The 26,067-nt window shown below is 62.6% G+C and carries 23 protein-coding genes, 2 tRNA genes and 1 pseudogene; 10 read left to right on the top strand and 16 right to left on the bottom strand.

The window, feature by feature from the left end; all coding sequences use genetic code 11:
• Positions 1–194: 194 nt before the first annotated feature.
• The 3 genes from NL532_RS20185 to NL532_RS20175 form a co-directional block, all read right to left on the bottom strand.
• Positions 195–494 carry a DUF1236 domain-containing protein gene (locus NL532_RS20185; RefSeq protein WP_023669226.1) on the bottom strand — a complete coding sequence of 100 codons (300 nt, stop codon included), beginning with the start codon at positions 492–494 and terminating at the stop codon, positions 195–197.
• Between the two features lie 383 nt (positions 495–877).
• On the bottom strand, positions 878–1,144 hold the full coding sequence (locus tag NL532_RS20180) for a hypothetical protein (protein ID WP_155923348.1): 267 nt from the start codon (positions 1,142–1,144) through the stop codon (positions 878–880).
• A 593-nt stretch (positions 1,145–1,737) separates the two neighbouring features.
• Positions 1,738–2,022 carry a hypothetical protein gene (locus NL532_RS20175; RefSeq protein ID WP_023684836.1) on the bottom strand — a complete coding sequence of 95 codons (285 nt, stop codon included), beginning with the start codon at positions 2,020–2,022 and terminating at the stop codon, positions 1,738–1,740.
• A gap of 1,388 nt (positions 2,023–3,410) precedes the next feature.
• Here NL532_RS20175 and NL532_RS20170 point away from each other — a divergent pair.
• Positions 3,411–3,701: a hypothetical protein gene (locus NL532_RS20170; RefSeq protein WP_023731498.1), complete on the top strand. Its 291-nt coding sequence runs from the start codon at positions 3,411–3,413 to the stop codon at positions 3,699–3,701.
• Positions 3,694–4,881, top strand: coding sequence for a site-specific integrase (locus NL532_RS20165; protein WP_050589311.1), 1,188 nt, complete (start codon positions 3,694–3,696; stop codon positions 4,879–4,881). The genes NL532_RS20170 and NL532_RS20165 overlap by 8 nt, the downstream gene beginning before the upstream one ends.
• Before the next feature lie 45 nt (positions 4,882–4,926).
• Here the strand turns inward: NL532_RS20165 and NL532_RS20160 are convergent.
• Positions 4,927–5,003, bottom strand: a tRNA-Asp gene (locus NL532_RS20160).
• 218 nt (positions 5,004–5,221) lie between these two features.
• On the opposite strand from NL532_RS20160, the gene NL532_RS20155 reads away from it, so the two are divergent.
• A tRNA-Val gene (locus tag NL532_RS20155) sits at positions 5,222–5,297 on the top strand.
• 59 nt (positions 5,298–5,356) lie between these two features.
• Here NL532_RS20155 and NL532_RS20150 read toward each other — a convergent pair.
• Positions 5,357–5,938, bottom strand: a complete 582-nt coding sequence (locus tag NL532_RS20150) for a hypothetical protein (RefSeq protein WP_245260656.1) — start codon at positions 5,936–5,938, stop codon at positions 5,357–5,359.
• Positions 5,939–5,995: 57 nt separating this feature from the next.
• Between NL532_RS20150 and NL532_RS20145 the strand changes: the two genes are divergently transcribed.
• The gene (locus NL532_RS20145; RefSeq protein WP_023829975.1) at positions 5,996–6,817 is read left to right on the top strand and encodes a M15 family metallopeptidase; all 822 of its coding nucleotides are present in this window, start codon (positions 5,996–5,998) and stop codon (positions 6,815–6,817) included.
• Here the strand turns inward: NL532_RS20145 and NL532_RS20140 are convergent, their stop codons facing one another.
• The 5 genes from NL532_RS20140 to NL532_RS20120 all read right to left on the bottom strand — a co-directional run bounded on the left by NL532_RS20140 (position 6,818) and on the right by NL532_RS20120 (position 11,768).
• Entirely contained in the window at positions 6,818–7,588 is a 771-nt protein-coding gene (locus NL532_RS20140) for an SDR family oxidoreductase (RefSeq protein WP_023829974.1), read from the bottom strand. It abuts the gene before it with no gap.
• Between the two features lie 13 nt (positions 7,589–7,601).
• Positions 7,602–8,597 carry an ABC transporter permease gene (locus NL532_RS20135; RefSeq protein WP_023829973.1) on the bottom strand — a complete coding sequence of 332 codons (996 nt, stop codon included), beginning with the start codon at positions 8,595–8,597 and terminating at the stop codon, positions 7,602–7,604.
• Positions 8,598–8,758: 161 nt separating this feature from the next.
• Entirely contained in the window at positions 8,759–9,799 is a 1,041-nt protein-coding gene (locus NL532_RS20130; protein WP_023684845.1) for a sugar ABC transporter substrate-binding protein, read from the bottom strand.
• 41 nt (positions 9,800–9,840) lie between these two features.
• Positions 9,841–10,605: an ATP-binding cassette domain-containing protein gene (locus tag NL532_RS20125; protein WP_023669142.1), complete on the bottom strand. Its 765-nt coding sequence runs from the start codon at positions 10,603–10,605 to the stop codon at positions 9,841–9,843.
• Complete coding sequence (locus NL532_RS20120; RefSeq protein WP_023829972.1) at positions 10,602–11,768, bottom strand: ROK family transcriptional regulator; 1,167 nt, start codon at positions 11,766–11,768, stop codon at positions 10,602–10,604. The genes NL532_RS20125 and NL532_RS20120 overlap by 4 nt, the downstream gene beginning before the upstream one ends.
• Before the next feature lie 210 nt (positions 11,769–11,978).
• Here NL532_RS20120 and NL532_RS20115 point away from each other — a divergent pair, with 210 nt between their 5' ends.
• Complete coding sequence (locus tag NL532_RS20115; protein ID WP_023829970.1) at positions 11,979–13,160, top strand: M24 family metallopeptidase; 1,182 nt, start codon at positions 11,979–11,981, stop codon at positions 13,158–13,160.
• Between the two features lie 47 nt (positions 13,161–13,207).
• Here the strand turns inward: NL532_RS20115 and NL532_RS20110 are convergent.
• The 3 genes and pseudogenes from NL532_RS20110 to NL532_RS20100 all read right to left on the bottom strand — a co-directional run.
• Positions 13,208–13,465: pseudogene (locus NL532_RS20110) on the bottom strand (ABC transporter permease); the annotation flags it as partial.
• Between the two features lie 93 nt (positions 13,466–13,558).
• Entirely contained in the window at positions 13,559–14,842 is a 1,284-nt protein-coding gene (locus tag NL532_RS20105) for a M23 family metallopeptidase (RefSeq protein WP_023690221.1), read from the bottom strand.
• 164 nt (positions 14,843–15,006) lie between these two features.
• A complete protein-coding gene (locus NL532_RS20100) occupies positions 15,007–15,474 on the bottom strand; it encodes a peroxiredoxin (RefSeq protein WP_023697549.1) in 468 nt (155 codons plus the stop codon).
• 184 nt (positions 15,475–15,658) lie between these two features.
• Between NL532_RS20100 and NL532_RS20095 the strand changes: the two genes are divergently transcribed.
• The gene (locus NL532_RS20095) at positions 15,659–19,045 is read left to right on the top strand and encodes a DUF3971 domain-containing protein (RefSeq protein ID WP_023829969.1); all 3,387 of its coding nucleotides are present in this window, start codon (positions 15,659–15,661) and stop codon (positions 19,043–19,045) included.
• 17 nt (positions 19,046–19,062) lie between these two features.
• On the opposite strand, the gene tyrS is transcribed toward NL532_RS20095, so the two are convergent.
• Positions 19,063–20,316, bottom strand: a complete 1,254-nt coding sequence (gene tyrS / locus NL532_RS20090; protein ID WP_023829968.1) for a tyrosine--tRNA ligase — start codon at positions 20,314–20,316, stop codon at positions 19,063–19,065.
• A gap of 254 nt (positions 20,317–20,570) precedes the next feature.
• Between tyrS and NL532_RS20085 the strand changes: the two genes are divergently transcribed.
• From NL532_RS20085 to NL532_RS20070, 4 genes are all read left to right on the top strand, one after another.
• Positions 20,571–21,305, top strand: a complete 735-nt coding sequence (locus NL532_RS20085) for a glycosyltransferase family 2 protein (RefSeq protein ID WP_023694104.1) — start codon at positions 20,571–20,573, stop codon at positions 21,303–21,305.
• Entirely contained in the window at positions 21,298–21,630 is a 333-nt protein-coding gene (locus NL532_RS20080; RefSeq protein ID WP_023669132.1) for a lipid-A-disaccharide synthase N-terminal domain-containing protein, read from the top strand. The genes NL532_RS20085 and NL532_RS20080 overlap by 8 nt, the downstream gene beginning before the upstream one ends.
• Before the next feature lie 39 nt (positions 21,631–21,669).
• Positions 21,670–23,313, top strand: coding sequence for an ArnT family glycosyltransferase (locus NL532_RS20075; protein WP_286487417.1), 1,644 nt, complete (start codon positions 21,670–21,672; stop codon positions 23,311–23,313).
• A gap of 195 nt (positions 23,314–23,508) precedes the next feature.
• Positions 23,509–24,249 carry a phosphatase PAP2 family protein gene (locus NL532_RS20070; protein WP_245270400.1) on the top strand — a complete coding sequence of 247 codons (741 nt, stop codon included), beginning with the start codon at positions 23,509–23,511 and terminating at the stop codon, positions 24,247–24,249.
• Positions 24,250–24,279: 30 nt separating this feature from the next.
• Here NL532_RS20070 and NL532_RS20065 read toward each other — a convergent pair whose 3' ends face one another.
• Both NL532_RS20065 and NL532_RS20060 read right to left on the bottom strand, forming a co-directional pair.
• Complete coding sequence (locus tag NL532_RS20065) at positions 24,280–24,927, bottom strand: FMN-binding negative transcriptional regulator (protein WP_023690215.1); 648 nt, start codon at positions 24,925–24,927, stop codon at positions 24,280–24,282.
• Positions 24,928–25,140: 213 nt separating this feature from the next.
• Positions 25,141–25,815, bottom strand: coding sequence for an alpha/beta hydrolase (locus NL532_RS20060; protein WP_023669128.1), 675 nt, complete (start codon positions 25,813–25,815; stop codon positions 25,141–25,143).
• Positions 25,816–26,067 lie beyond the last annotated feature (252 nt).

Genomic DNA, 26,067 nt, shown 5'->3' with positions numbered 1-26,067 from the left:
TCCAACAAGACGTGCTGCCTGCATTCTTGCTTGGAGATCAGCCAAGCGGGCAGCCAGGGCTTGCGTCCTCTCGAGTTCAGGGTTCGTCATGTTCATTGTCCGGCTGAGTGGCAATTTGAATTTGTCCGGCTGAGTATCGTTTGAATGCACACACTCGCCACCCAAGGGTGGCGAGCGTGGGTTCGTTCGAAATCTCAGTCGTAAACTTTCACGATCTTGCGGGTGCCCGGATCGACCAGGACCGTGCGGTTGTCGACCACCACGTAACGGTATTTGACGTTCGGGACCTCGTGGATCTCAACAGTTTCCGGCAGAGCTGTCCCGACGTTCAATTCCACGCCGGGAAGGTTCACCGAAGCCAAGGGCTGCTTCTTGACATACTCACGGATGACCGTGTCCTGTTCCGGCTGGATGATAATGTCGTCAGCGGCGGCGGAGCCGATCCCCGCCAAGAGCAACATGGCTGCGGCGGTGTTCACGAAGTGCATCTTCATATCTTCTCTCCTGCAAGGACCGGCACACGACGATCATCGTCCCGCACTGCCCGGCAACCAACTTTGAACCGGGGTAAACGTTCCCGCCTACGCACCTTTGTCTAATCCGATTGGTCTAAAGTCCGACCGTACAACGCAATGGTCTTACCTTTGGACTAGGCGGAACGGATTAGGGCTTCAGGTTGTTGGTTCTCCACAACGGGAGAGAACAAATGGATCAAAGTGTTGGCCAGGCGCGATGGTTGCTCGCACCGATTTTTGCAACAGCCGTTACCTTTCTGGTAATGGCGGTCGTCCTTAGCTGACATGTCTTGGATCGGCGCAGCCAGGTCCCTTCCTGCGCTGATAGGATTCGCGAGTTGCTTGAGCGGCTGGCGAATCCTCTATTTTACCGTGCGCTGGGCCTGCTCCTTCAGCAGGCGGGGCGCTTCGTTCAGCTCATGTAACTTGGGAGGTTTACTATGGATCGGCGATCCTTTTTGACAGCGATATTTGGCGTTGCAGGGGCAGCAGCCTTTGCAAGCGCGGTCCGGCCTATCAACGCATTGGCCGGTGTTCCAGCGGCCAAAAGCGGCATTCTCGAAGAACTCGACGCGCCAGACGCCTTCGACAACGAAGGTACTCACGCGGAAGTGGAGCCGGTCAACCATCGGCGCTACTACGACCAAGATTACGACCCAGACTACGACCCAGATTACTACCACCGGCGCCGCCGCCGCCGGCGGGGCTGGAGAAGAGTCTGCCGTAGTTACTGGCGACACGGGCGCCGTCGGGTCCGGTGCTATCGCCGACGTGGTCCTTCGATCGTCTTGCGATTTTAGCTAGTCGGCTGCTTCTGCCCATGGCCCGTTCCGGCTGACGTGCTGAGAACGGGCCGGTACGATTCCTTTTTCGTGGCAAACGCAATCCATCTGTCCAAGGGCACTCATCAGCAGGGCCGATGGACCTGACTTACAGCTTGGTGGTGTCGCTGTGGTGCGCCAGGAGCGGTCTGACGATCCCTCTTGTGCAGCCCTTCGGCTGCCGCCCAGCCTAGGAAGGCTTTTCGGAACGTTTGGTTCTGGCCGTTAGGCCACGGGGCCAAGCTCAGCCATCAGGACACCCCGCAAGCGATGAGCAGCGGGGCCTGGTAAGGCCCGGCGACCTCCTTTTGACATACGGGGAGAAACCAAGAAGGGCGCCGAGCCTTACCGGCGCTGCTTTGAGGGAGCGACGCCGGACGAGATGAGAGTAGGCGATAATGCTAATCTCTGCGGACCATGCAAATGAAGGAAAGCCGTGTGCGATTCTTCGCTATCCAGCCACGAACCTCTGCCTTTCGGACATGGCGGTCCGTCGCTCGATCGAAGATGAAGAACGCCTGATGTAGCTGCTCGACTTCGTAGAGCCCGACCCGGATCTCGAACCCTGTCTGGCCGGTGGCATCGAAGTCACCGGGACCGATGACAGGGAAGGCGACGACCATGGCGAAGCGGACGACGAGCGCGAAGCCGCCGATGCCGAGTATGGCTTCATAGAGGGAGGGCAAGGCCTCTAATTGTCCGGTCGAGAATGAATAGCCGGCTGCCTGACGGTGGCTGGCTTCAGTTTTTGTGTGGCACGATGTAGCGACTGCTCACCGCACCCGCCCCTGTGCCCCGCGTGACGACAATCGTGCTATACCCGGCTGGAACGGAACCTGTAGCGGAGGGATCGATCGAACTGCATCGCCCCACGATCTCCCCGTTGGGAGCGCCCTCGAGCCTCACGGATAACGCCAACTGGCATGTGTCAAGGGATCCGAACATGGACGGTGATGTATCGAGTGGCTTGCAGACTCCCTGGGCGGGACTGCAAGAAAGCAAAATCATCACAGCTGCAGTTGCCGGATCCATTCGTGAAGCTCCGTTGTTCGACGAGCCTCAACGCAGAATAGCGAGCTTTGTTTCGTCGGTGCTAAAATACGAGTTTTCTGGTCTGGCTCACGGTGGCGGGCTTTCCATTGTCACAGCTTTCGCCTCTCAATTGTCCCGATCCCGAACGGTAAAACAGCGCGATCGGGTCTCAGCCACAGGCCGACGACTATTTCGACCTAATGGTCTCGGAGCGAGCGCGGCTGCCCCATCCACGGTGTAGAGCGTGCTCCAGCTCTACAACTTACAGCGAAGGTTTCGTCTTTGAGATCGTCGAGCGCCGCGGCTGTCGCGGTTACCGGGCTCCCAACGCTCTCTTCCGCATTGCCGGCAGAGGCGAACACTGCGACCAAAAGGCATGCCAAGGATCTGACCGTTACGACGTGAGATGGCCACTGGACGGATATGGCAAGGGAACCTTGGATCGATCCTGACCATGCCGGGCCGATGCTGACGCGCATGCCGTTGGCTCATCGAGACCGAGGAATTCGCAGAGACCATTCATGCTCGCTAACTGCGCATCTCCATGTCAGTCGTCGTAGTCGGGAAGAAATCGATTTCGTTGCCGAAGCAAGTTCGTGACCGTGAAATCAGCTAACCGGCGCCGAAGGAGCGTCAGCATGGCGACGCCGCAGGCGAGACGCCGGGCCGCCGCCCCAAACGAGGGTGCCGTTTCAAGGCTGGTGATTTCGCCAGAGCACAGGGTGCGATTCTGACTACCCACAAGCCAGACGCTGTCATGGCGATGCTGGGTTGGCCGGGCGTAGCGGCTTCGAAGCCGCCGATTACTAGTATTCTCGCTCTGTGGCTGCCGATTCTGCGATTAAGGATTGGATGAATAGGCATGGGGGAGAAAGGCCGCTATTCTAAGCCTCATTCCCCCTCGATGCAGGAATAACGAGATCATGGAGTAGGAAAATCTCATGCTATACGGCGGAGGTTCTTACACGGGCGAGATTCACACCCGCCCAACCACAAGGCGCCCATCCGCTGCCCGATGGACGGTGGATAGAGTTTTGGTGCCATGAGCCAAACCCACACATTACAACCGTCATCTATCCGCTTCCCGGTACAACCACGGCTGGTGCCGGCGATCAAGGCGGCGCGTTATCTCCACCTGACGCTGCGGGAATTCATGGAATTGCTGCCCGAGTTGCAGGATCAAGGCTTTCCCAAGGCCTGCCCAATCACCGGCAACTACGACATGGTTGCGATCGACGCCTGGCTCGATCAACGCTCGGGTCTTGCAGGATCAGGATCCGGCGCGCAGTCTAGCATTGACATTGCAAGAGCGAGGCTGGCGACCCTTGGGTAAGATCAAGTTGAAGCACTACGTCATCCGTAAGGGCAAATACGGCTACTGGCTGCCGACGCCGAAGATGGTCGAAGCTGGCTTCAGATGCATTTCCTGTGGAATCGACGGGCCTGAGGCTTGGACGATAGCCCGGGAGTGGGAAGACCGCTGGCAGGAACTCCGCAAGGGCAGGGAGCCGTCGCGCCTGCATGTATGGCCAAAGGATTCCATCGGAGACGCCTTTGCACGCTATCGCCGCATGGATGCATGGAAGCGCAAGCCACCGCGCACCCGCGAGGATTGGGAGCGCGGTTGGACCTTCATCGAGCCGTACTTCGCCGACCTGCCGCCAGCCGACATCACCCTCGAGCTGCTCGACGACTGGTATGGCCGTCTGCTGCGGGTCAAAGGTGTCGACATCGCCTACCGTGCCGTAAAGACGTGGCGTTCGCTCTATAATGTCATGGCCGGCATGAAGCTATGCCCGCCCGGCTCCGACCCATCGCAGGCGATCCGCCGCCAGACGCCACCACCGCGCCACCAGACCTGGACGGCAGGCGAGGCGGTGCGCATGGTCAAGGGCGCCTGGCGCGCCGGCTACCGCGGACTGGCCTGCATCATCGCCGTTGCGTGGGACACGAGCTTCTCACCCGTCGACGTGCGCACGCTCAAACCGGCGCAGGCAATGCAGACAGCACAGGAATGGGGTTTTCTGATTGCACGCAGCAAGAGTGGCGAGGCGGCTTTCGGCACGCTGTCGTCACGCACGCAGCGCCTGGTGCTGGCCTATGTCGAATCACTAGGCGTCACCCTGCTTGACGATGCGCCGATCTTTCGCTCGCGCGGTTTCGCGCCGGGCCTGAAGGGCGGCCGGCCGCGCGCCGGCGTGCCTTACACGAAGGATTCTCTGGTCGACGACTTTGCCGATCTGCGCACGCTGGTATTCGGGACATCGGAGAAGCGGCGGCTGATGGACATGCGGCGTTCCGGCGCGGTCGAGGCGAATGCCGGAGGCGCGTCGGTCGAGGCAATCTCGGCCAAGATGGGCAATTCGATCGACGGGAACAAGGCGCTGCAGAAGACCTATATGCCGGTCAATCTGGCCGCCGTCCGCTCAGCCGATGCCAGCCGCCGCAAGGGCAGAAAGCTGCTTGGCCTGGAACGGAACGAATACAGAAAGTTGAAACTCTCCGGAGAATGAGAGTTGAAACTTTTCAAGGGGCGGTAGCTAACCCCTTGAAATTAATGGCGCGAGTGACGGGGCTCGAACCCGCGACCTCCGGCGTGACAGGCCGGCACTCTAACCAACTGAGCTACACCCGCGCATTGGACGAGCACGTGTCAGCCGTGTTCGTCGTTGGGGCGGTGGATAAGGGGTTCGCCACCGGGTGTCAAGCGCAGCTGGACAGCATAAACGCAAACAGGAGATGGTTTTTTGACAGGCGGCACTTTGCCCGCGAAAACCAGTATGCGGCTAAGCTCGCAGCTGTTCATTTGGTCTTGCGAAGCCGGTTGCGACCGCTTAAAGGTCCGGCCGGAGCGGGCGATTAGCTCAGTTGGTAGAGCGCTTCGTTTACACCGAAGATGTCGGCGGTTCGAGCCCGTCATCGCCCACCAAGATCCCGGATTCCGGGCGCGGCCTCAAAGAGCCGCCCCCCTTTCATGCCGGCACCAGTCTACTTCCTGATGTAGCAGGTCTTCTTCGCACGGGGAGCGGGATCCTCGTCAAAGGCATCGTTGCCGCAGCGCACGCCGTTCCTGAAAACGCCTTGCGTGAACCGACCGCGCGCTCCGTATCTGACCACTTGGCGGCCACGGAAATCACAGAACTGATTCTCCCGGGCGCAGGCCACCCATCTGCCGCGGCCCTGGCCGTAATCATCATCGCCGTAATTGTCGCCGTCGTCGTCATTGTCGCCATAGTCGTTACCGCCCCCGCGCTTCACGATATAGCAAGCCTTGTCGCGGCCGGGCGCCGGGTCCCCAAAGACGCGATTCGTACACGGCACGGCACGGCGATCGATGAAGCGCGAAGTGGTCTGCCCGCGCGCGCCGTAGACCACTTCCGAGGGGTAGGGCAGGCGGCAGATTTCGCCTTCGTCGGCGCATCGCTGCATCCGCTGGGCGGATGCGGTGGCTGGAAAAAGAATAGACACGGACGAGGCCAGGCCGACCAGGCAGATGAATGTAAACGTCATCCGGATCAAAGCATTGAAGGTTTTTGACACGATTTGTCTCCCGTTCGATTCGACCAGCATGGTACAGCAGCCTTGTTAAATGCACGATGAACGAAAGCCCTCCGGGACGGCAGGACAATGATGGATCATCCAGGGCGCCTGATGCTGCGGTTGCTGTTCGCATTGGCAATCGTCGGCACTGGACGCTCCGCCTTTGCAGGGAATGCGGGCGACGGCGTCGACCAGCCGGCCGCCAAGGCTTCCTTGCTCAAGGCCTATCCCGGACTTTTCACCATCAAGGGCAATGTCCTGACCTGGACCGACGGCACCACAATGGTGTGGGACGACGGCAAGGCGCGCGACGCCGAGGCGCTGCTGGAGAGCCCCGACATCGAAGACATGTTTCGCTACGTCTATCCCGGAGCAGCGGAGGGCGCCCTGGTCCCAGCGGAGGATTTCGATCCCGGCCGCATCCGGAACGAACCTTTCTTCGAAAAGCTCTACGGGGCAAGTGCCGCCGAGGTGGGCAAGCACATCGCCAACGTCAAATGGTTGCCGAAGCTCGGCAAGAAAACCGTGCAGGTGACCAAGGTGTTTGCCATCAACGACCGGCTGGGCAAGGTCTCCGCTGCGCTCGAGGCGATGCCCGCGGAGCTGAGCCGTTATGGGCTCAAGCCCGGCGGCGGCTTTGTCTGGCGGCCGATCGCCGGCACGAACCGGTTGAGCGTCCACTCCTTCGGGGCGGCCTTCGACGTCAATGTCGGCTTCTCCGACTACTGGTACAACAACAGGAACAAAACCAACCCCAAGGCCCCCATTCCGTTCAAGAACCGGATCCCTCTGGAAGTCGTGGAGTTGTTCGAGAAAAACGGCTTCATCTGGGGCGGGCGCTGGTATCACTACGACACCATGCATTTCGAGTACCGGCCTGAATTGCTGCTGTATAAAAAATCCGGCTGATCACGGCGACAGCAGCCGAAAATCCTTGCCTTCGGGCAGCAACTGGCCGCCGTCGACGACGATGGTGGTGCCGGTGATGTAGCTGGCATCGTCGGAGGCGAGGAACAGGAAGGCGTTGGCGACGTCGCGCGGACTGCCGAGGCGTCCGAGCGGGATCGAATCCTCCATGTTCTTGATGTAGGCGGCGCCGCGATGCAGCTCGATCGCTTCGGTCAGGATGTTGCCGGGCTCGACGCCGTTGACGGTGATGCCGTAGCCCGAAAATTCCAGCGCCGCCGAGCGGATGAAGCCGTTGATGCCGGCCTTGCTGGCGGCATAGTGGCCGTGGCCGGGGCTGGTGACGTGCGGACCGGTGATCGACGAGGTGTAGACCATGCGCCCGTAACCTTGCACCTTCATCGGCGCCAGCGCCGCCAGCGTGGCGTTGAACGTGCCGCGCAGATTGACCGCCATCACCCGGTCCCAGTCGTCCGGGCTGGTGTGTTCGATCAGCTGCCAGGGGTAGATGCCGGCATTCTGCACGACGATGTCGAGGCGGCCATGGCGGCTCAGCGCCAGCGCCACCGCAGCTTCTGCATCGGCCATTTGCGAGATGTCGGTGCGAATGAAATCCGCGCCGAGCTCGTCCGCGGTCGCCTGGCCGGCTTCGGCCTCGCTGTCGGCCAGGACCAGCCTTGCGCCTTCCTCGGCAAAGCGCAGCGCAATGCCCTTGCCGATGCCGCGTGCGCTGCCGACGATAAGCGCGACCTTGTTCTCAAGCCGTCCGGTCATGCGAGCCGTCCTCTCATGCCAGTCTTTGGCGAATGGTTTGCTTGAAGGCGTCGAGCAGCACGGCGGCGAGCACCAAAAGGCCGTGGATGACCTGGGTGAAGTTGGCCGGCAGGCCCATCAGATTGATCGCCGTGTTGATGGAGGAGAGCAGCAGCACGCCGGCATAGACGCCGGGCAAGGTGCCGACACCGCCTTTCAGGCTGACGCCGCCGATGACGACGGCGGCAAAGGCGTTGAACAACAGCCCGGTGCCGAGATTGGCGGTGGCGCCCGAGGTGCGGATGGCGAGCAGCCAGCCGGCGAGGCCGGCAATGGCGCCGGCCAGCACGAAGGCGATGATCAAATTGCGGTTGACGCGGATGCCGGCGCGGAAGGTCGCGGTCTCGTTGCCGCCGATCATCACGAGGTGGCGGCCGAACGGCGTCTTGGCCATGATCAGCGAGAACAGGACGAAACAGGCGACGGCGATCCAGGCGGTCAGCGGCAGGCCGGCCAGCCGCTGGATGCCGAACCAGCGGATGGCCGGCGCCAGATCCTGTGCCGAGCGGCCGCCGGAAATCACCAGCACCAGGCCGCGCACCCAGATGTAGGACGCCAGCGTGATGATGAAGGCGCTCATCTTCACCTTGACCACGAGATAGCCGTTGAAGGCGCCGATGAGGCCGCCGACGGCGAGCGCAACCAGCAGCGAAACCGGAACCATCAGCCACTGCGGATTGAGCTGTATGCCCATGCCGATACCCGACGAGCAGAACAGGATGCCGACCGCCATGGCGCTGAGTGCGGCCACCGATTCCACCGACAGGTCCATATGGCCGGCAATGATGACCAGCGACAGGCCGATCGACATCACGCCGAGAACGCTCGAGGCCTCGATGATGTTGGCGAAGATGCCGAGCTGGAAGTAGTTGGGGACGAAGATGGAAAAGACAACCAGCACAAAGATCAGCATGAACCAGACGAGGTTGTCGAGGACGAACTCCAGGGCTTTGCGGCTGCGCGGGTTCATGGGCTGATCCGGTTGGCGCCCCCCGAGAAAATCAGGCTGAGAAATCAACTCGATTTCGTCGGGTTCAGGCGCGGGTTTAGGTTCGCCACGGTGTCCTGGGACGCGGCGTCGTGAATGGGCAGGCTCCGGGCCGCAATGACCCGGAGCGCTTCGCTAGGCGACTATTCGACAGACTTGATCGTGTCCGTCGGCGGCTTCTGGTTGCCCCAGAAGGCCGGATTGTCGACGTTTTCCTTGGTGATGGCGGCGCCCGGGATCTTGATGTTGGGGCCCCAGCTCTCCTTGGTCACGGTCGACTTCAAGCCGAGCACGTCATACTCGCCAGGCTTGATTTCCTGCTTGCCGGCGATCTTGTCCATGAACATGGCGACGGCTGCGGCCTGCGCGTAGAGCGGTTGCTCGACTTCGACATTGAGCCAGCCCTTGCGGATCAGGTCGAGACCGACCGGAGCGCCGTTCGAGCTCATCAACATGACGTCGCCCGGCTTCTTGCCGGCGGCCTCGAGCGAGGCGACGGCTGCAACCGACAGGTGCGCGGCATGGCTGAAGATCAGGTCGATATCGGGGTTGGCGAGCATCTGGTCGGCAACGATCGTGCCGGCATTGCTGGCTTCCCACTGCATGGCCGGCAGCGAGATGATCTTGACGTCCGGAAACGCCTTCAACTTCTCCTCGAAACCCTTCTGGATGTCGAGCGTGTAGGGATCGCCGGGATCGCCGAGCACCTGCAGGATCTTGCCCTTCACCGAACCGTTCTTGGCGGTCAGAAGTTTTTGCGCCTGCTCGGCCGCGACGTAGCCGATCTCGACCGTGCCCGCCACCGAGGTGAAATCGGATGGGGTCGAGGTGATCTGGCGGTCGAACTCGACCACCGGAATGCCGGCGGCGCGTGCCGCTTCGATGGATGGCTTCAGCGCGTTGAAATCGACGGCGGCCAGGATGATCGCCGCCGGCTTCAGCGCAATGACGTCGTTCATCTGCGATTGCTGCGCATCGGTCTTGTTGTCGGCGTTGAGTGTCTTCACCTCATAGCCGACCTGCTTGAGGAACAGCTCCAGTGCGCTCACCGAGCCGGTCTGGAATTCATCGAGCAGGGTCGGGACCATATAGTAGACGGTGCCCTTGGTCTGGGACATTGCCGGCGTGAGCGAGGCAAGAGCCAGTGCCAGGATACCGAAGACAAGAACAAGTATTCGCTTCATGTCGTTCGCTCCTCTTTTATACCGGACCCCTCTTTTGTCCCTCAACCTGCCGGTCCGGCACCGGCAAGCGTCTCACCGGTGATCATGTTGATCACCGCATCGGGACTTGTTTTGTTGCGTGCGACATCGCCGGCCACGACGCCTTGCCGGATCACCACGATCCGGTCGGCGACCTGGAAGGCCTGTTGCATGATGTGGGTGATGATGACGACGCCGATGCCCTGGTTGGCCACTTGGCGGATCATCTCGAGACCGCGCCGCGTCTGCTCGACGCCGAGGGCCGCGAACGGCTCGTCAAGCAGCACAAGCTTGCCGCCCCAGTGCACGAAGCGGTTGAGCTCGATGGCCTGGCGTTGGCCGCCCGAGAGATGCTCGACATTGGTGCGCAGCGACGGGATGCGGGTGCCGGCACTTGCCAGCGCCTTGCCGACGACGGCCTCCATGGCGCGCTCGTCGAGGATGGGGACACCGAGAACCTTGCGAGTGATTTCGCGGCCCATGAAGAAATTGGCGACGACGTCGACATTGGTGCAGAGCGACAGGTCCTGGTAGACGGTCTCGATGCCGGCAGCCTTGGCCTCGGCCGGCGTCTTCGCCAGAAACTCCTTGCCCTCGAACAGCATGCGGCCGGAGCTCGGCTCGAGGCCGCCGGCAATGATCTTGACCAGCGTCGACTTGCCTGCGCCGTTGTCACCGAGCAGCGCCACGACTTCACCCTTGCCGATCGAGAAGCTGATGCCCCTCAGCGCATGAATGGCGCCGTAATTCTTGGTGACGTTTTCGAGTACCAGCAGCGGTTCGGTCATGCCGCCACTCCCTTGCTGTGCATGAGGTCTGGCCGGCGCTCGCGCTCGGCAATGAACATCTGGCCGAAGCGCGGCGAAAGCACACCGGACACGGCCAATGCGGCAGCGCCCCGCAGCACCGAATGCTTGCCGCCGGTCGCCACCGTCACGCGCGGTGTCTTGCGGTCGCGCCGCGCCGAGACCGAATTGGGGAACTGTCCGGCCGCGCCGACCAGCTTTTCCAGCAGGTCTGTGGGCGCAAGCCCGCCGAGGATGACGGTTTCCGGGTCGAATATATTCTCGATGGTGACGATGGCGTTGCGGAAGATCGGTGCGATCTCGGCCACCCAGGCGGCGTCGCTGATGTTGCGGCGGCGACGTGCTTCCAGCGAGAGATACCGTTCGAGGCAGCCGCTGTTGCCACATGGGCAAGGTTCGCCGCCGGGAACGGCAGGGATGTGTCCGATTTCGCCGGCATTGCCCCAGGCGCCGCGCATCACCGCGCCGTCATGCACGATGACGCCGCCGAGGCCGACGCCGAAATAGAGGTAGTAGTATTCGGAATAACCGGAGCCGAGACCGTAAAGCCGTTCGCCCATGGCCGCCGCCGCCATGTCGGTTTCGAAGAAGGCCGGCAGCCCGGTCGACGCCGCCAGCCGTTCCGGCAGCGCGACATCCTTCCAGCCGGCCATGGTCGTCGGGCCGACGAAGCTCATCGACTCCACGCCGAACGGTCCAGGCAGCGCCATGCCGATGCCGAGCACGCGCCCGCCGGGCCGCAGCGCCGTCAACTCCGGCACCATCGCGCCGATCAGCTCGAAGGCATGGTTGGGCGTCGCATGCGGCGCCTCGCGATGCATGCTCTCGATGACATCGCCGCTGAGATTGATGAGCGCCGCGTCGATCCCCAGCGGGGTGAGGTGGACGCCGACGGCATAGCCGCCCTCGGGGTTGATCCTGAGCGTCGCCGGCGGCAGCCCGCGTCCGCGCGGCTCTTCGCGCAGCGACAGCACATAGCCGTGCTCTTCGAGTTCGCGAACGATGGTCGATACGGTCTGGACGGTGAGGCCGACCCGGCTGGCAATGTCGCCGCGGGCGATGGGACCGTGAAGACGGATGGACTCCAGCACGATGCGCCGGTTGTAGGGCCGTCCGAACTCCTGATTGGTTCCCCGCAGTGCCATGTCCCGCGCCCCTTAGGAAGACCAAGACTTGCACAGGCAATTTATTCAGTCAAATGGAATTCAAAAATAATTCGGAATGGTTCCCGGACGCGGTGCCGGACCTGTCCCATGCGCCGCGCTGGCCGATTGCAGCCGGACTGAAACCACCGCAATGATGAATGACGTCAGGCGGGCGCGGGCTCGCCGGCCAACAATCCAGCAGGAAAACCGATGATCGAATTGCCTTTTGCGCGCGATGAGTACCAGCGGCGGCTCCAGAAGATCCGCGCCGAGATGGCGGCGCGTGGGCTGGAACTGCTGGTCGTCAACGATGTCGCCAACCAGCATTACATCACCGGCTATGACGGCTGGTCGTTCTATACGCCGCAGGTCGTGCTGGTCCCGATCGAAGACGAGGCCGAGCCGGTCTGGATCGGCCGCGCCATGGATGCGGCAGGCGGCTTGCTGACGGCCTGGATGAAGCCGGAGAATGCGGTCGGCTTCCCCGAAGACCACGTGCAGCGAGCCGATCGCCATCCGATGGACTGGATGGCGGCCTGGATCGTCGCCAAGGGCTGGGGCGCGAGACATATCGGCATCGAGCTCGAAGCTTATTATTTCTCGCCGAAGGCGCATGCCCGGCTGGTCGCTGGCCTGCCCAATGCGAAATGGCACGACGCCGATCTCCTGGTGAACTGGATCCGCGCCGTGAAATCCGCTCCGGAAATTGCCTACCTGCGCAAGGCGTCGACCTTGGCTGAAGCAGCTGTTGCGCGGGCCTTCGAAGTCATCGCGCCAGGTGTGCGCGAATGCGATGCGATTGCCGCGATCCAGGCGGCGCAGATCGCCGGCAGCCCGGACTTCGCCGGCGACATCACGGCACTGCCGCCGACCATCCTCGGCGGCGAGAATGCATCGGCTCCGCACATCATGTGGAGTGACCGGCGGTTCGGAAAGGACGAGACGATTGCGCTCGAACTTGCCGGCGTCTGCCGCCGCTATGCCGCAGGCCTCGCCCGAACGATGCAGCTCGGCAAGACGCCGGCCCGTGTCGCCGACACCGCAAAGGCGGTGATCGAAGGCATGGATGCGGTGCTCGACGCGGTCAGGCCCGGGACCACAGCCGAAGCGGTCGAGGCCGCATGGCGCAAGGTTATCCAGCGCTACGGGCTGAAGAAGGAATCGCGCATCGGCTACTCCATCGGCGTCGCTTATCCCCCGGATTGGGGCGAGCACACGATCAGCCTGCGGCCCGGCGACAAGACCGCGCTGCAACCCGGCAACGTCCTGCACTCCATTCTTGGCATGTGGATGGATGGCTGGGGCATCGAGATCAGCGAGACCATTCTGGTGACCGAGACCGGCCATGAGACGCTGACCAAATTCCCGCGAGACATCCATGTCAAATCCTGACCGGTCAGCCACGACGGACGCCACCGCGACCCGCCTGACGCATCTGCTCAATATTGGATCGTCCGGCGCTCGATCAGCACCACAAGACAAAACAGGACGATCGACAGGCCCGATGACAGCACGATCGCCGCGTAGAGGCGGTCCGACTGGTAGTTGAAGGACGCCTGGACGATCAGCGCGCCAAGTCCTTGGTCGGAGCCGATCCATTCGCCGACAATGGCGCCGATCACGGCGGTGGCCGAGGCAATCCTCAGCGATGAGAACAGCATCGGCAAAGCGCGCGGCAGCCGCAGGCTCCAGAACGTGACGCCGGAGCACGCGATGTCGGATTGCCAAACAACAGGATGGTACAACGGGTGAAGGAGGCGGGGGCGTGCAACCAGCCGCCTGGCTTGACCCTACAGATACTGCTCGACCTTCTTGCCGACGGTCAGGAAGCGCAGCGGGTCGATGGCCTCGCCATTGTGGCGGACTTCGTAGTGCAGGTGCGGGCCGGTCGAACGGCCGCTGCTGCCGGTTTTGCCAATGATGTCGCCGGCTGCGAGTTTTTGGCCGACGGCAACGTCGATCTCGCTCAGATGGCCGTAGCGCGTGGCAAAGCCGTTGCCGTGATCGACCTCGACCATGCGGCCATAGCCGCCGTTCCAGCCGGCCTTGGTAACGATTCCGGCCGCCGTGACCTTGGCTGCCATGCCGACCGGCGCGCGGAAATCCATGCCCGAGTGCAGGGCAGCGGTGCCGAGGATGGGGTCAGTGCGCACGCCGAACGGGCTGGTGACGGAGTGGCCCGGCGCCGGGTTGGCGAGCGGCAGCCGCCGCGCCTCTTTCTTCAACTGGTCGAGCGTATCCAGCGCCTCGTCCAGTTCCTTGACCTTGCTGTCGAACATCATCGAGCTGTCAAGCGGGATCAGCGGTCCGCCGACATCGCTTTCGTTTTTGCCGAAATCACTGTCGACCGGCAGACCGGCCGCTTCCAGCGCCTGGGTGATGGCATCGGCGTTCTTGTAGGCGTTGTCGGCCAGGGTTTCGATGCGGGTGAGTTGCTGGCTTTCGATAGCCTTCAGTGAATCATTGATCGAGACGAACAATTTGTCGGCACGGTCCGCAGCCGTTTCGCTGGGCAGCGGATCGGAACGTGTCGACCACAGCGAGAATGGCCTGGTGTCGCCCGAACCAAGGCTGGCGACCGAATAGGCGAGTGGCTCGCCGCCAGTCAGTTCGGCATGTTCGTCGGGTTTTGTTGTCGCTGCGGCATCAGCGGTTGGCGGCGTCCCGACCTCGTTTTCGGCCCGCTCGAGAATCGGGCCGAGGCGGCCATGGCGCTGGCTGAGCTGGCTCTGCCGCTCGATCAATTCGCTGACCTTGGTCTCCATCAGTTTCTGGTCGAGAAGCTGGCGGCTGGTGATGCGGTCGACCTGCGCGCGAAGCGCCGAGATGCGATCCTCATAGGCCTGCTGCATGCGCGCCTGCCGGGCCGTGGTGGCGCCGATCAGATCGTCGCGCAGTACGAGATAGGAGGTCGCCAAGAGATAGCCGATGGCGATCGCCGCCAGTGCCGAGCCGAGAAAGGCGACGAGCCACGGCCGGATGGTGAAATGCCGTATTTCATTGCCCCGCGCAATGATGACCGTATGCGGCTCCTTGCGCCTGCCGAAGACCGCTGACTGACCGGTTAGGTTCACGGGACCAAGCTTTCGTTACGACACCAACGAAGCCCGATTACACATTATTAGGGTTAACAAAGTTTTGCCGTCGCGGGCGCGCTAGTGACCAACGGTGTCAGCCAACCGCATATATGTCTTATGCCCCTAATGCACTGCGCGGCGTTGGCCAGATCGGTGGCGCCTCAGAGCGCGCGGACCGCCTCCAGCACTGCTTCGGCATGGCCTTTCACCCGGACCTTGCGCCAGATCCCGGCGATCCGCCCGTCCTTGCCGATCAGGAACGTCGCCCGCTCGACGCCCATGTAGTTGCGGCCATACATCGTCTTCTCGACCCACAGATTGTAGGCCTCGATCACCTTGCGCTCCTCGTCGGCAACCAAGTCGACGGTGAGATCGTATTTGGTCTTGAACTTGTCGTGCTTCTTCACGCTGTCCGGCGACAGGCCGATCACCACGGCGCCGGCCTTTTCGAACTCCGGCTTCAGCTGCGAAAAGCTGATCGCCTCATTGGTACAACTTGTGGTGTCGTCCTGCGGATAGAAATAAAGTACAACGGGCTTCCCCCGCATCGAGGCAAGGCTGAGTGAGCCGCCGCCGTCGCGCGGAAGATCGAATTGCGGCGCAACGTCGCCAACGTCGAGATCAGCCATATCGATGCCCTTGTTTGAGGTTACGCGGCCCTAAATCAAAGAGATAGAGCATGATGCCTGGACAAACGGAAACCGTTTGTCCGAGAAAACCGCCTCACACTTTTCGGCATCATGCTCTAGCCTGCGTCGTTATAGTGTCGGGCGGGGATTCGTCCACGATCGAATTCGCACAACGGAAAATTGCGTGGATCAGGAAGAACCGCAGCACGAGAAAATCCGGTTCAGGCGTGACGAGATCACCGACCTGGGGGCTTTCCCGTCCGCTTGCCGCGTGCCGCCGCTCGGCAAGGCACGGATCGGCCGCGGCTTTCGCATCCTTGCCCGGCTGTTTGCCGGCATTGGAGCCCTTGTGCTGCTGGCAGCGGCCGCCGTCTACGTCATCGGCGCCACCGGCATCGGCAACGAACGGCTGCGGTTGGAAGCCGAAACGGCGATCGAGAAACTGGCCGGTTTCGACGTCAAAGTCGCCGTCGGTCCTGCCAGCCTGACACTTGACGGATCGAGCTTCATTGCGCTGCAGGTCAAGGATGTCAGCGTCGAGACGGCCGACGGCAAGCCGATGGCCGATGCCGGGCGCGTCCGCTTCGGCATCCGGCTGGTCCCGCTGCTTTCGGGCGAGGTTCGGCTGACCAGCGCCAGGATTTCCGACGCCCATATCGTCACCGCGGCAATGCCGTCGGGTGGTGACTGGATAGCGCGCCTGCGCAATCAAGACGGTCTCATCGATCCGGAAAAACTGGCCGCCGTCGTCTTCAGTGACGTCAATCGTGCACTCGATGCCGTGCGCGAGGATTCGATGCGCCGCATCGATCTCAAAAATGTCGCGTTCGAGCTGCCCGAGGCCGGATCGGTCAAGCTGGTCACGATCGCCAACGCCACGGTGCTGCAGTCAGGCCCCGGCAGCATGGAGTTCTCGTCCGAGGCGGATGTCGATGGCCGCGCGCTCACCGTCACGGCCACCGCCACCCGCGATACGAGCTCGATGCGCGTTACCGCCTTGAACGCCGCCATCGACATGGCGGATGTCGCGGAGACAACGCCGGCGGCCGGCGGGCGAACCGGCGGGATGGCTTTGAAGCTCACGGGATCCGAAGGCTCGGGCGAGACCGATTCGCGGCTGACGGGCTCGCTGTCGCTAACCGGCTCGGTGCTCGACCTCGGCACACGCGGGCTGTTGCCGGCCGATGTCGATGTCGACGCCGCCCTTGTCTCCGGCTCCAACAAGATCGATGTCGGCAGGCTGGTTCTAAAGACCGGGCGCTCGGCGTTCAATTTCGCCGGCTCGATCGGGCCAAAGCCGTCGACCGGCGCGGCCGGCGAGGAGCCTTCCTATCGTTACGACCTGACCAGCGACGGCTCGACGCTGGCGCCTTCGGAATCGCCCGAGCCGGCGCTGAATTTCTTCGCCCGCATCGCCGGCGTCTATCAGATCAAGAGCCGCAAGCTTGTCGCCGACCAGATCGGCATCAGGTCGGGATCGGGGAGCGAAGTGCTGGGAACCGCTGCGGTTTCCTTCATCGACAACGGACCGCCGGGTATCTCGGTGTCGCTCAACGTCCATGACATGGCGGTATCGCACGTCAAGCAATTGTGGCCCTGGTTCTCGGCCAAGAACGCGCGGCTGTGGGTGCTGCAGAACCTGTTTGGCGGCCGCGTCGTCGATGCCAGCCTGCAGTTCCAGGTCGTGCCGGGGCGTCTCGGCAACGGCGTGCCGCTTTCGGCCGACGAGGTGTTCGGCCGCTTCCAGGTCGAGGGCTCGCGTTTCGACACCGCCGGCCGCATCCCGCCGATACGCGATGCCGTCGGCGTCGTTTCCTTCCACGGCAACGATGTCGACGTCGCGCTGTCGTCGGGCAGCGTCTATATGCCGAGCGGCCGCACCGTGGCGGCAAGCAATGGCACACTGTCGGTAAAGGCGGCAAACCACCCGCCGGTGATCGGCGCGCTCGACATCGACGTCGCCGGCGAGGCGCCGGCCATCGCCGAACTTGCCTCCTACGAACCGATCAACGCCATGCGCCATGTCGGCATCTTGCCGGACGACCTGTCGGGCACGGTGACCGGCCACGTCAAGGCCGACATTCCGTTGCAATCCGGCGTCGACACGTCGAAGCTCGATTGGCTGGTATCGCTCGACTACAAGGACCTGTCGCTCGCCAAGCCGTTCGAAGGCCAGATGGTGACCGATGCCGACGGCTCGATCGAAGTCGGGCCCGGCAAGGCGGTGATCTCTGCCAAGGCGCGGCTGAACGGCATTCCAGCCGAGCTCGATCTGGTTGAGCCGCTCAGGGATGGCGGGCCGCCGCGCAGCCGCAAGGTGGCGCTTGTGCTCGACGACAAGACGCGCGCCATCGCCATGCCTGGCCTGTCGCCGCTGATTTCCGGCACCATCAAGGTGGCAATCGACAAGAGCGGCGAAGGCGGCAGCCAGAACGTCGACGTCGACCTGACGAGCGCCAGGCTGGACATTCCCTGGGCAGGCTGGAGCAAGGGGCCGGGCATTCCCGCCAATGCCACTTTTACCATGAGCAAGTCCGGCGATACCACGACGCTGTCCGACTTCGACCTCGACGGAAAGAGCTTTTCGGTCGAAGGCGATGTCGTCCTGGTCAAGGGCGCGCTGTCTTCGGCCCGCTTCAGCAAAGTCGCCTTGAACCGGGGCGACGATGTCGCCGTGACGGTGAAGCGGTCGGGCAAGGGCTTCGCAGTCGATGTCAGCGGCAACGCGCTCGATGCCCGCTCGCTGATCAAGCAGTTCACCTCCGATGTCGATACCGCCACCAAAACCACCGGCACGGACGCGGTTTCGGTCAGCGCCGACGTCAATTCGCTAACCGGGTTCCATGACGAGGTCCTGTCCAATTTGAAGCTCGACTACAGTGCCGCCGGCGCCAGGGTGAACAGGCTCAAGGTCAGCGCCGCGGCAAGTTCCGGCGCCGCCATCACCATCAGCAATACGGCAGGCAATGGTGCTCGCGCGCTCACCATGAAGTCGGCCGACGCAGGCGCCATATTGCGCTTCCTCAACATCTACGAGCATATGGAAGGCGGATCGATCACGCTGGCGCTCAGCGGCGCAGCCGACGGCCCGATGCGTGGACAGGTCGATTCGAGCAACTTCTTCATCGTCAATGAACCGAAGCTCGCCTCGATCGTCTCGACCACGCCAACCGGCGACAGCCGCAGCCTGAACGAAGCGGTCAAGGGCAAGATCGACACTTCGCGGGTAAAGTTCGAGCGCGGCTTTACCGAGATCGACAAGGGCAGCGGTTACCTGAAGCTGGCCAACGGCGTGCTGCGCGGCCCGCGCATCGGCACCACCTTCCAAGGCACGCTCTACGACCAGAACAACAATATGGACATGACCGGCACCTTCATGCCGGCCTATGGCCTCAACCGCATCTTTGGCGAACTGCCGCTGGTCGGCGCGCTGCTCGGCAATGGCCGCGACCGCGGGCTGATCGGCGTCACCTACCGGCTTAAGGGCAACGCCAACAAGCCGGTGCTGGACATCAACCCGCTATCGGTAATCGCGCCGGGCATTTTCCGGTCGATCTTCGAGTATCGCTGAGGATCCCAGAAGACGGCTCAGGCAGGCCGCACAAGCACGTGCTTTTTCTTGCCCACTGAAAGCTTTGCGACGTTTTCCGGACTCAAATCCTGAGGCGTCACCATCCGCCGGTCGTCCGCCACCGGCTGGTCGTTGAGGCGCACGGCGCCACCCTGTATGTGACGCCTTGCCTCGCCGTTGGACCCGGCAAGGCCCCCGCTGACCAGCAGCGACAGGATGCCGATGCCGGCTTCCAGCGCGGCGCCGTCCACTTCCACGGTCGGCAGCGTTTCGGCCGTCACGCCTTCCTCGAAGGTCTTGCGCGCGGTCTCCTCGGCTTGTTGCGCCGCCTCGCGGCCGTGCACGATGGCCGTGGTTTCGGTGGCCAGCACCTTCTTGGCCTCGTTGATCTCCGAGCCGCCAAGGGCGGCCAGCCGCGTGATCTCCGACAGCGGCAGCCGGGTGAAGATCTTCAGGAAGCGCTCGACGTCGGCATCCTCGGTGTTGCGCCAGTACTGCCAGAAATCATAGGGCGAGAAGAGGTCGCCGTTCAGCCACACCGCCCCCTTGGCCGATTTGCCCATCTTGGCGCCCGACGATGTCGTCAGCAGCGGCGTGGTCAGCGCATAAAGCTGCGGCGTGCCCATGCGGTGGCCGAGATCGACGCCGTTGATGATGTTGCCCCACTGGTCCGAACCGCCCATCTGCAGCCGGCAGTCGTGGCGGCGGCTGAGCTCGACGAAATCATAGCCCTGCAGGATCATGTAGTTGAATTCGAGGAAGGACAGCGACTGTTCGCGCTCGAGCCGCAGCCTGACGCTGTCGAAGGTCAGCATCCGGTTGACCGAAAAGTGGCGGCCGACATCGCGCAGGAACTCGACATAGTTGAGCTTCATCAGCCAGTCGGCATTGTTGACCATGATGGCGTCATTGCCAGTGTCGCCGAAGCGCAGGATGCGGCCAAAAATTCGCTTGATGCCTTCGATGTTGGTGGCGATCGCCTCGGGCGTCAAAAGGCTGCGCTGGTCGTCACGGAAGGACGGGTCGCCGATCATCGAGGTGCCGCCGCCCATCAGCGCGATCGGCCGGTGGCCGGTCTCTTGCATCCAGTAGAGCATGGTCGCCGATATCAGATTGCCGATGTGCAGGCTGGTCGCAGTGGCGTCGTAGCCGACATAGGCAGTCACCGTTTCCTTCGCGAAAAGTTGATCCAGCCCGGTCTCATCCGAAATCTGGTGGATGAAGCCGCGCTCGCTCATAACGCGCAGGAAATCGGACTTGAAGGCGGGCATTGTTTCTTCCTGAAAGCGCCGGGTCCGAACGGCCCGGCATGGCCTGAACGCGGGCGTTTAGCATCCAAGCGCGTCAAGCAAAAGTGGTTTCCGATTTTGCGCCGGCATGGACAGCCTATTCTGCACTGCCGCGCATGCTTGCTTCATCCTGTCGGCTGGCGTAATGAGGCGCCGCGCCAACGGGTTCGATCCGCTGGAACGGCACCGCACGGCATCCACCGAATGCCATATCTTGTGACAGAGCCCGACGCGATATGCCGGACGCATTGATATCCATCGTCATTCCCTGCCGCAACGAGGCGGCGAACCTGCCGCTGCTGATCGACGAGATCGAGGCGGCGATGACCGGGCGCGACTTCGAAATCATCGTCGTCAATGACGGTTCGACTGACGACACCGCTTCGGTGCTTGCCGCTGAAGCCGCCACACGTCCGTTTCCGCTTCGGCAGCTTCGGCACGAAAAATCCGCCGGCCAGTCGCTTTCGGTGCGCTCGGGCGCCTGGGCGGCGCGCGGCTCGATAATCGCCACCATCGACGGCGACGGCCAGAACGACCCGCAATATATCCCCGTGCTGGTCGATGCGCTGCGTCGGGCAGGGCCCGATTTCGGCGCCGCGCAGGGGCAGCGGTTGAAGCGCCGCGACAGCAAGATCAAGCAATTGGCATCGCGTTTCGCCAACTGGCTGCGCGGCGCGATCCTGCATGACGACACCCGCGACACTGGCTGCGGCTTAAAGGCGATCCACACCGATATCTTGCGCAAACTGCCGTTTTTCGACGGTACGCATCGTTTCGTTCCGGCGCTTGTCATCCAGGAAGGCTACCGCGTCGTCCATTGCGACGTCGTCGACCGCTCCCGCCGCCACGGCAAGTCGAATTACGGCATCTTCGATCGCGGCCTGCAGGGCGCGCTCGATCTCGCCGGCGTCTGGTGGCTTCGGCGCCGGCGCCGCAGAATGCCAAAGGTAGAGGAAATCACGCATGGCTAACGTGTTTCAGGAATTGGCGACCTGGCTGCACCAGGTTTTCGTCAAGCAGTTCGACGCCTGGGTTCTGCTCGGCTTCGTTGCCCAGTTCTTCTTCACCATGCGCTTCCTGGTGCAGTGGATCGCTTCGGAAAAGGCCAAGCGCAGCGTCGTGCCGATCGCTTTCTGGTTCTTCTCGCTGTTCGGCGGCGGGCTGCTGCTCGTCTACGCCATCCAGCGTGAGGATCCGGTGTTCATCGCCGGCCAGGCCATGGGCATGGTGATCTATGTCAGAAATTTATGGCTCATCGCCAATGAGCGCAAGGCGGCGATGACCAAGGTCGACTGAGCCACCAGTCCCGCCAAATTCAGTCTGTCCGGTGTCGAAATGAGCAGGAACTACATCTTTCTCTTCCTGTTCAGCCTGATGATGACGGCGTCGGGACTGGCCTCTTTGCCGCCGCTCGACCGCGACGAGCCGCGCTTCGTCCAGGCGACCAAGCAGATGACGGAGACCGGCGACTATGTCGACATCCGCTTCCAGGACGCGTCGCGCTACCAAAAGCCGATCGGCATCTACTGGCTGCAATCGGCGGCGGTCACGCTGAGCGGCGAGGGGGCACAGGCGCCGATCTGGATCTACCGGCTGATCTCGGCGCTGGGCATCGCCATCGCCGTCGTCGCAATCGCCTGGACCGGGGCCAATCTGTTCGGCGCCAATGCCGGTCTTGCCGCCGGCCTGGTCATGGCGGCGATTTTCGCCACCGCCTTCGAAGGCCGCGACGCCAAGACCGACGCGATGCTGCTTGCCTGCTGCGTTCTGGCGCAAGGCGCGCTGGCGCAGATTTATCTGGCATCGCGCCGCGACGAGCCGGTCGCCGGCCATCTGCCGTGGATTTTCTGGGCGGCGCAGGGGGCGGCGATCCTCATCAAGGGGCCGATTGCACCGCTGCTGTCGGCGCTGACGGTGCTCACGCTGGTTGCCTTCGAGCGCGATTGGTGCTGGCTGACAAAGCTGAAAGCGGCGCGAGGGCTGGCTCTGGTTCTGCTCATCGTGCTGCCTTGGCTCGCCCTCATCACCTGGAAGAGCAACGGCGCCTTCCTGCAGCAGGCCGTCGGCAAGGATATGCTCGGCAAGGTCGCGCAAGGCGAGGAGTCGCACGGCGTTCCGCCGGGCTTCTACGTGCTGACCTATTGCCTGTTCATGTGGCCGTTCGGCCTTGTGGCGCTCGGCGCCGGACTGCAGGCGCTCAACCGATTGCGCGACGATCCGCGCCTGCGTTTCTGCCTCGCCTGGTACGTTCCGTTCTGGCTCGTCTTCGAATTGATCCCGACGAAACTGCCGCATTATGTGCTGCCGGCCTATCCCGGCATGGCCCTGCTCATCGGCTGGCTTTTGACGCTGACACCGCAAGAGGCAAATGCGCCGCTCAGGCGCTGGCAGACATGGCTGTGGTGGGCGACCGCATTCGGCACCGTTCTGGTGACAGTCGGTCTCGCCGTGCTTTGCGTCGGTGCGCCGATCTATCTCATGAAGACATTTTTATGGTGGAGCGTTCCGGCCGCCGCGGCAGCATTGGGCGCCGGCTACCTCGCTGTTTCGCGCCAGACGCTGGTGCCGCTGGTCCGCATCGGCGGGGCTGCGGTTTGCGCCGGTATAACCTACGCCCTGCTGTTCGGTGTCATCGTGCCGTCACTGAACCCGATTTGGATGAGCCGGGAAATCGAGGCTGCGGTTCGCGCCGATCGTCCCTGTGAGATGAGCGTGCTCGCCTCCGCGCAATATCACGAACCGAGCCTGGTATTTCTGGTGGGCACAAAGACGGTACTGACCGATGTCGACGGGGTTGCGCAACATCTGCTTGGCGATCCGGCCTGCGCGCTGGGCCTGGCGCCGGTCGGCGATCAAAAACGGCTGGATGACCTTCTGGCAGGGCAAGGCAAGAAGGCCAGCCGCGTCGCCGAGATCGACGGCATCAACTATTCGTCAGGTGATAAACTGTCGCTCGGCCTGTACCGTGTGGCGAACTGATACCTCTTCGATGATCGCTTCGAGCTCCGCATGTTGACGAAGTCGCCATCACCGGCGCGTGCCGCTATGCCTGCCATGCTCCGGCAGTCTGTCGATAATTTCCGCGATACTTTCGGGATTGTACGGCATCGCCTGGCGACGCGCCCGGCGCGCTACCCGAAAATCCTGTGGTCGGTCTGGGTGGCGGCCTGGCTTTTGCTGACGGTCGCGGTGTCGCTCCGTTTCGACCATCTTGCGGGCACCATGGCGAGGCAGTGGGCTTCAGGCTCGACCAATGTCTTTCGCATCGCCGCGTTTTTTACCTTCTTCGGCCTCGGCGGCTGGTATCTTGTCCCGTCGGTACTGGTGCTGATTGCGGCGAATCTGGCGGATTGGCGCAGCCTTTCCCGGCGCGCGCGGATGACCTTCTACAACTGGACCTGCTTTGCTTTCATGGTGCTGGGTTCGATCGCACTCTCGGCCATGGTCGTCAACGTGCTGAAATATGGCGTGGGCAGAGCCAGGCCGATGAATTTCGACAAGCTCGGCGAGCTGTCGCTGCATCCTTTTTCCTTGGAGGCGCGCTTTGCCAGCTTCCCGTCCGGCCATGCCACGACCATGGGCGTCATTTTCGGCATTGCACTGCTGTTGTTGCCCCAGCGCAGATGGGTGCTGCTGGCTGCAACCTTGTCGGTCGCATCGACCCGGATCTTTATCGGCGCGCACTATCCGAGCGACACTGTCGCCGGCTTCGGCCTTGGCTGTGCTGTTGCCATCGTCTGCGCGATGGTGCTTGGCCGGCTGGGATGTATCTTCCGCTACACGGCGTCGGGGTTGCCGGTGGCAAAAACTACGTTCCGCCTATTCCGTCGGGCTCGCAAACCAAACCAAAACGATGCGCCGAGACAAGACGAATTTCCGCATTGGAGCAGCGCCGGCAAGCAACTGAATTGCTGACGCCTTTGGAACCATCTAAGACCACCCCAGCTAGCTGTCGATGCCACCCCAGCTCCGCACCAGCCGAGCCATGTCAGGCGCGCTGGCGGCTTCCTTCTCCAGCCCTTCGGCGACACCGACGCGGTCGGCGACAGGCCGGTTCTGGCTGACTTTCCACTTGCCGCTGATTTCGGCGATCTCGATCTCAAGTCCGACAATGCCCTTGATTTGCGACTGGATGAAGGTCGGCGGCGCATCGGTCACCGCCCAGGGTGCCTCGCGGGCGCCTTCCTGCGACAGCGTCAGCTCGGTGATCTGCTGTGCGATCCAGGCGGAATCCTCGATCACTCTGACGGTTCCTCGCACCTGGACAATGGCGTAGTTCCAGGTCGGCACGACCTTGCCGGTCTCGCGCTTGGTCTCGTACCAGGACGGCGTCACATAGGCGTCGGCGCCCTGGAAGACGACCAGCACCGGCGATGTCGGATTGTCGGCCAGCTGACGCCATTGCGGGTTGGCCCTGGCCAGATGGGCGCGCAGCCGGCCATTCGGCCCAACCTCTGCATCAAGCAGGAAGGGAATGGCATTGGCGACCGGGCCATCGGTGCCGTTGGAGATCAGCAACCCCAGCGGATGCGTCCGGATCAGCCCGTGCAGGACGTCCGGCCGCGTTTCCTGGAAATGGGGAGGCTGGTACATGATCGGTCATGCCTTCTTGCGCTGGCTGAACCGGCATTGTGCACCGTTCAGCCGAGCCGCGCCACATGTCAGGCTGGCTTCACCGTTTGGATCAGCCGAAATGGCATTGTCGCGCCCGTCATGGGCACGACTGTGCACGGCATCGGACCGGGAGTTTTTGTTTTGACGCAATTCCGGACGGAAAACCCGTTTACACTTTTCCTGGAATTGCTCTTAGCGCAGCCGCTTCGGCCGCGGATCGGACAATTCGCCGGCCAGCCGTCGGTCGAGATAGTCGGCGCATTCCTCGAGCAGCAGATCGGCGTCGTTGGCGAAGAAGTGGTTGGCGCCTGGCAAGGTCTTCTGCGTGATGGTGATGCCCTTTTGCGTGTGCAGCTTGTCGACCAGGCCCTGCACATCCTTGGGCGGCGCCACCTTGTCGGCATCGCCATGGATGATCAGACCCGATGACGGGCAGGGCGCCAGGAACGAGAAATCATAGGTGTTGGGCTGCGGCGCGATCGAGATGAAGCCCTCGATCTCGGGCCGGCGCATCAGAAGCTGCATGCCGATCCAGGAGCCGAAGGAATAACCGGCCACCCAGCAGCTCTTGGAATCCGGATGCAGCGACTGCACCCAGTCGAGCGCTGCGGCGGCATCCGACAATTCGCCGGTGCCGTGGTCGAATTCGCCCTGGCTGCGGCCGATGCCGCGGAAGTTGAAGCGAAGCGTGGTGAAATCGCGCTTCTGGAACATGTAGAAGAGGTCATAGACGATCTTGTTGTTCATCGTGCCGCCGAATTGCGGGTGCGGATGCAACACGATGGCAATCGGCGCGCTCTTCTCCTTGGAAGGCTGGTAGCGGCCCTCCAGGCGGCCGGCCGGACCGGTGAAAATGACCTCAGGCATGAAATACTCCAAATGGCATACGAATGCGCGGCGCCCGGAACAATTCTTACTCCAGCCCCAGCCCTTCCGGGCCTTGACGCAGGGCAAGCGTCTTCTTAGAAGCTAGTTTAGAATTGTTCAAAACTGGATAGCCAGCCGTGACGGCCCGGCCATCCTCGCCGCAAGCCGCGTAAATAGGACGTCTTGCCTTGCAATTTCAAGGAAATAACGCGCTATCCTTGCGGAAAGGGTCTTGACGGGATCGATTGGGTG

The sequence above is a fragment of the Mesorhizobium sp. C120A genome, assembly GCF_030323105.1.
In the GTDB taxonomy this organism is placed as follows: domain Bacteria; phylum Pseudomonadota; class Alphaproteobacteria; order Rhizobiales; family Rhizobiaceae; genus Mesorhizobium.
Note: the sequence above shows the minus strand (reverse complement) of the source record. Positions and strands in the feature narration are given on the sequence as shown.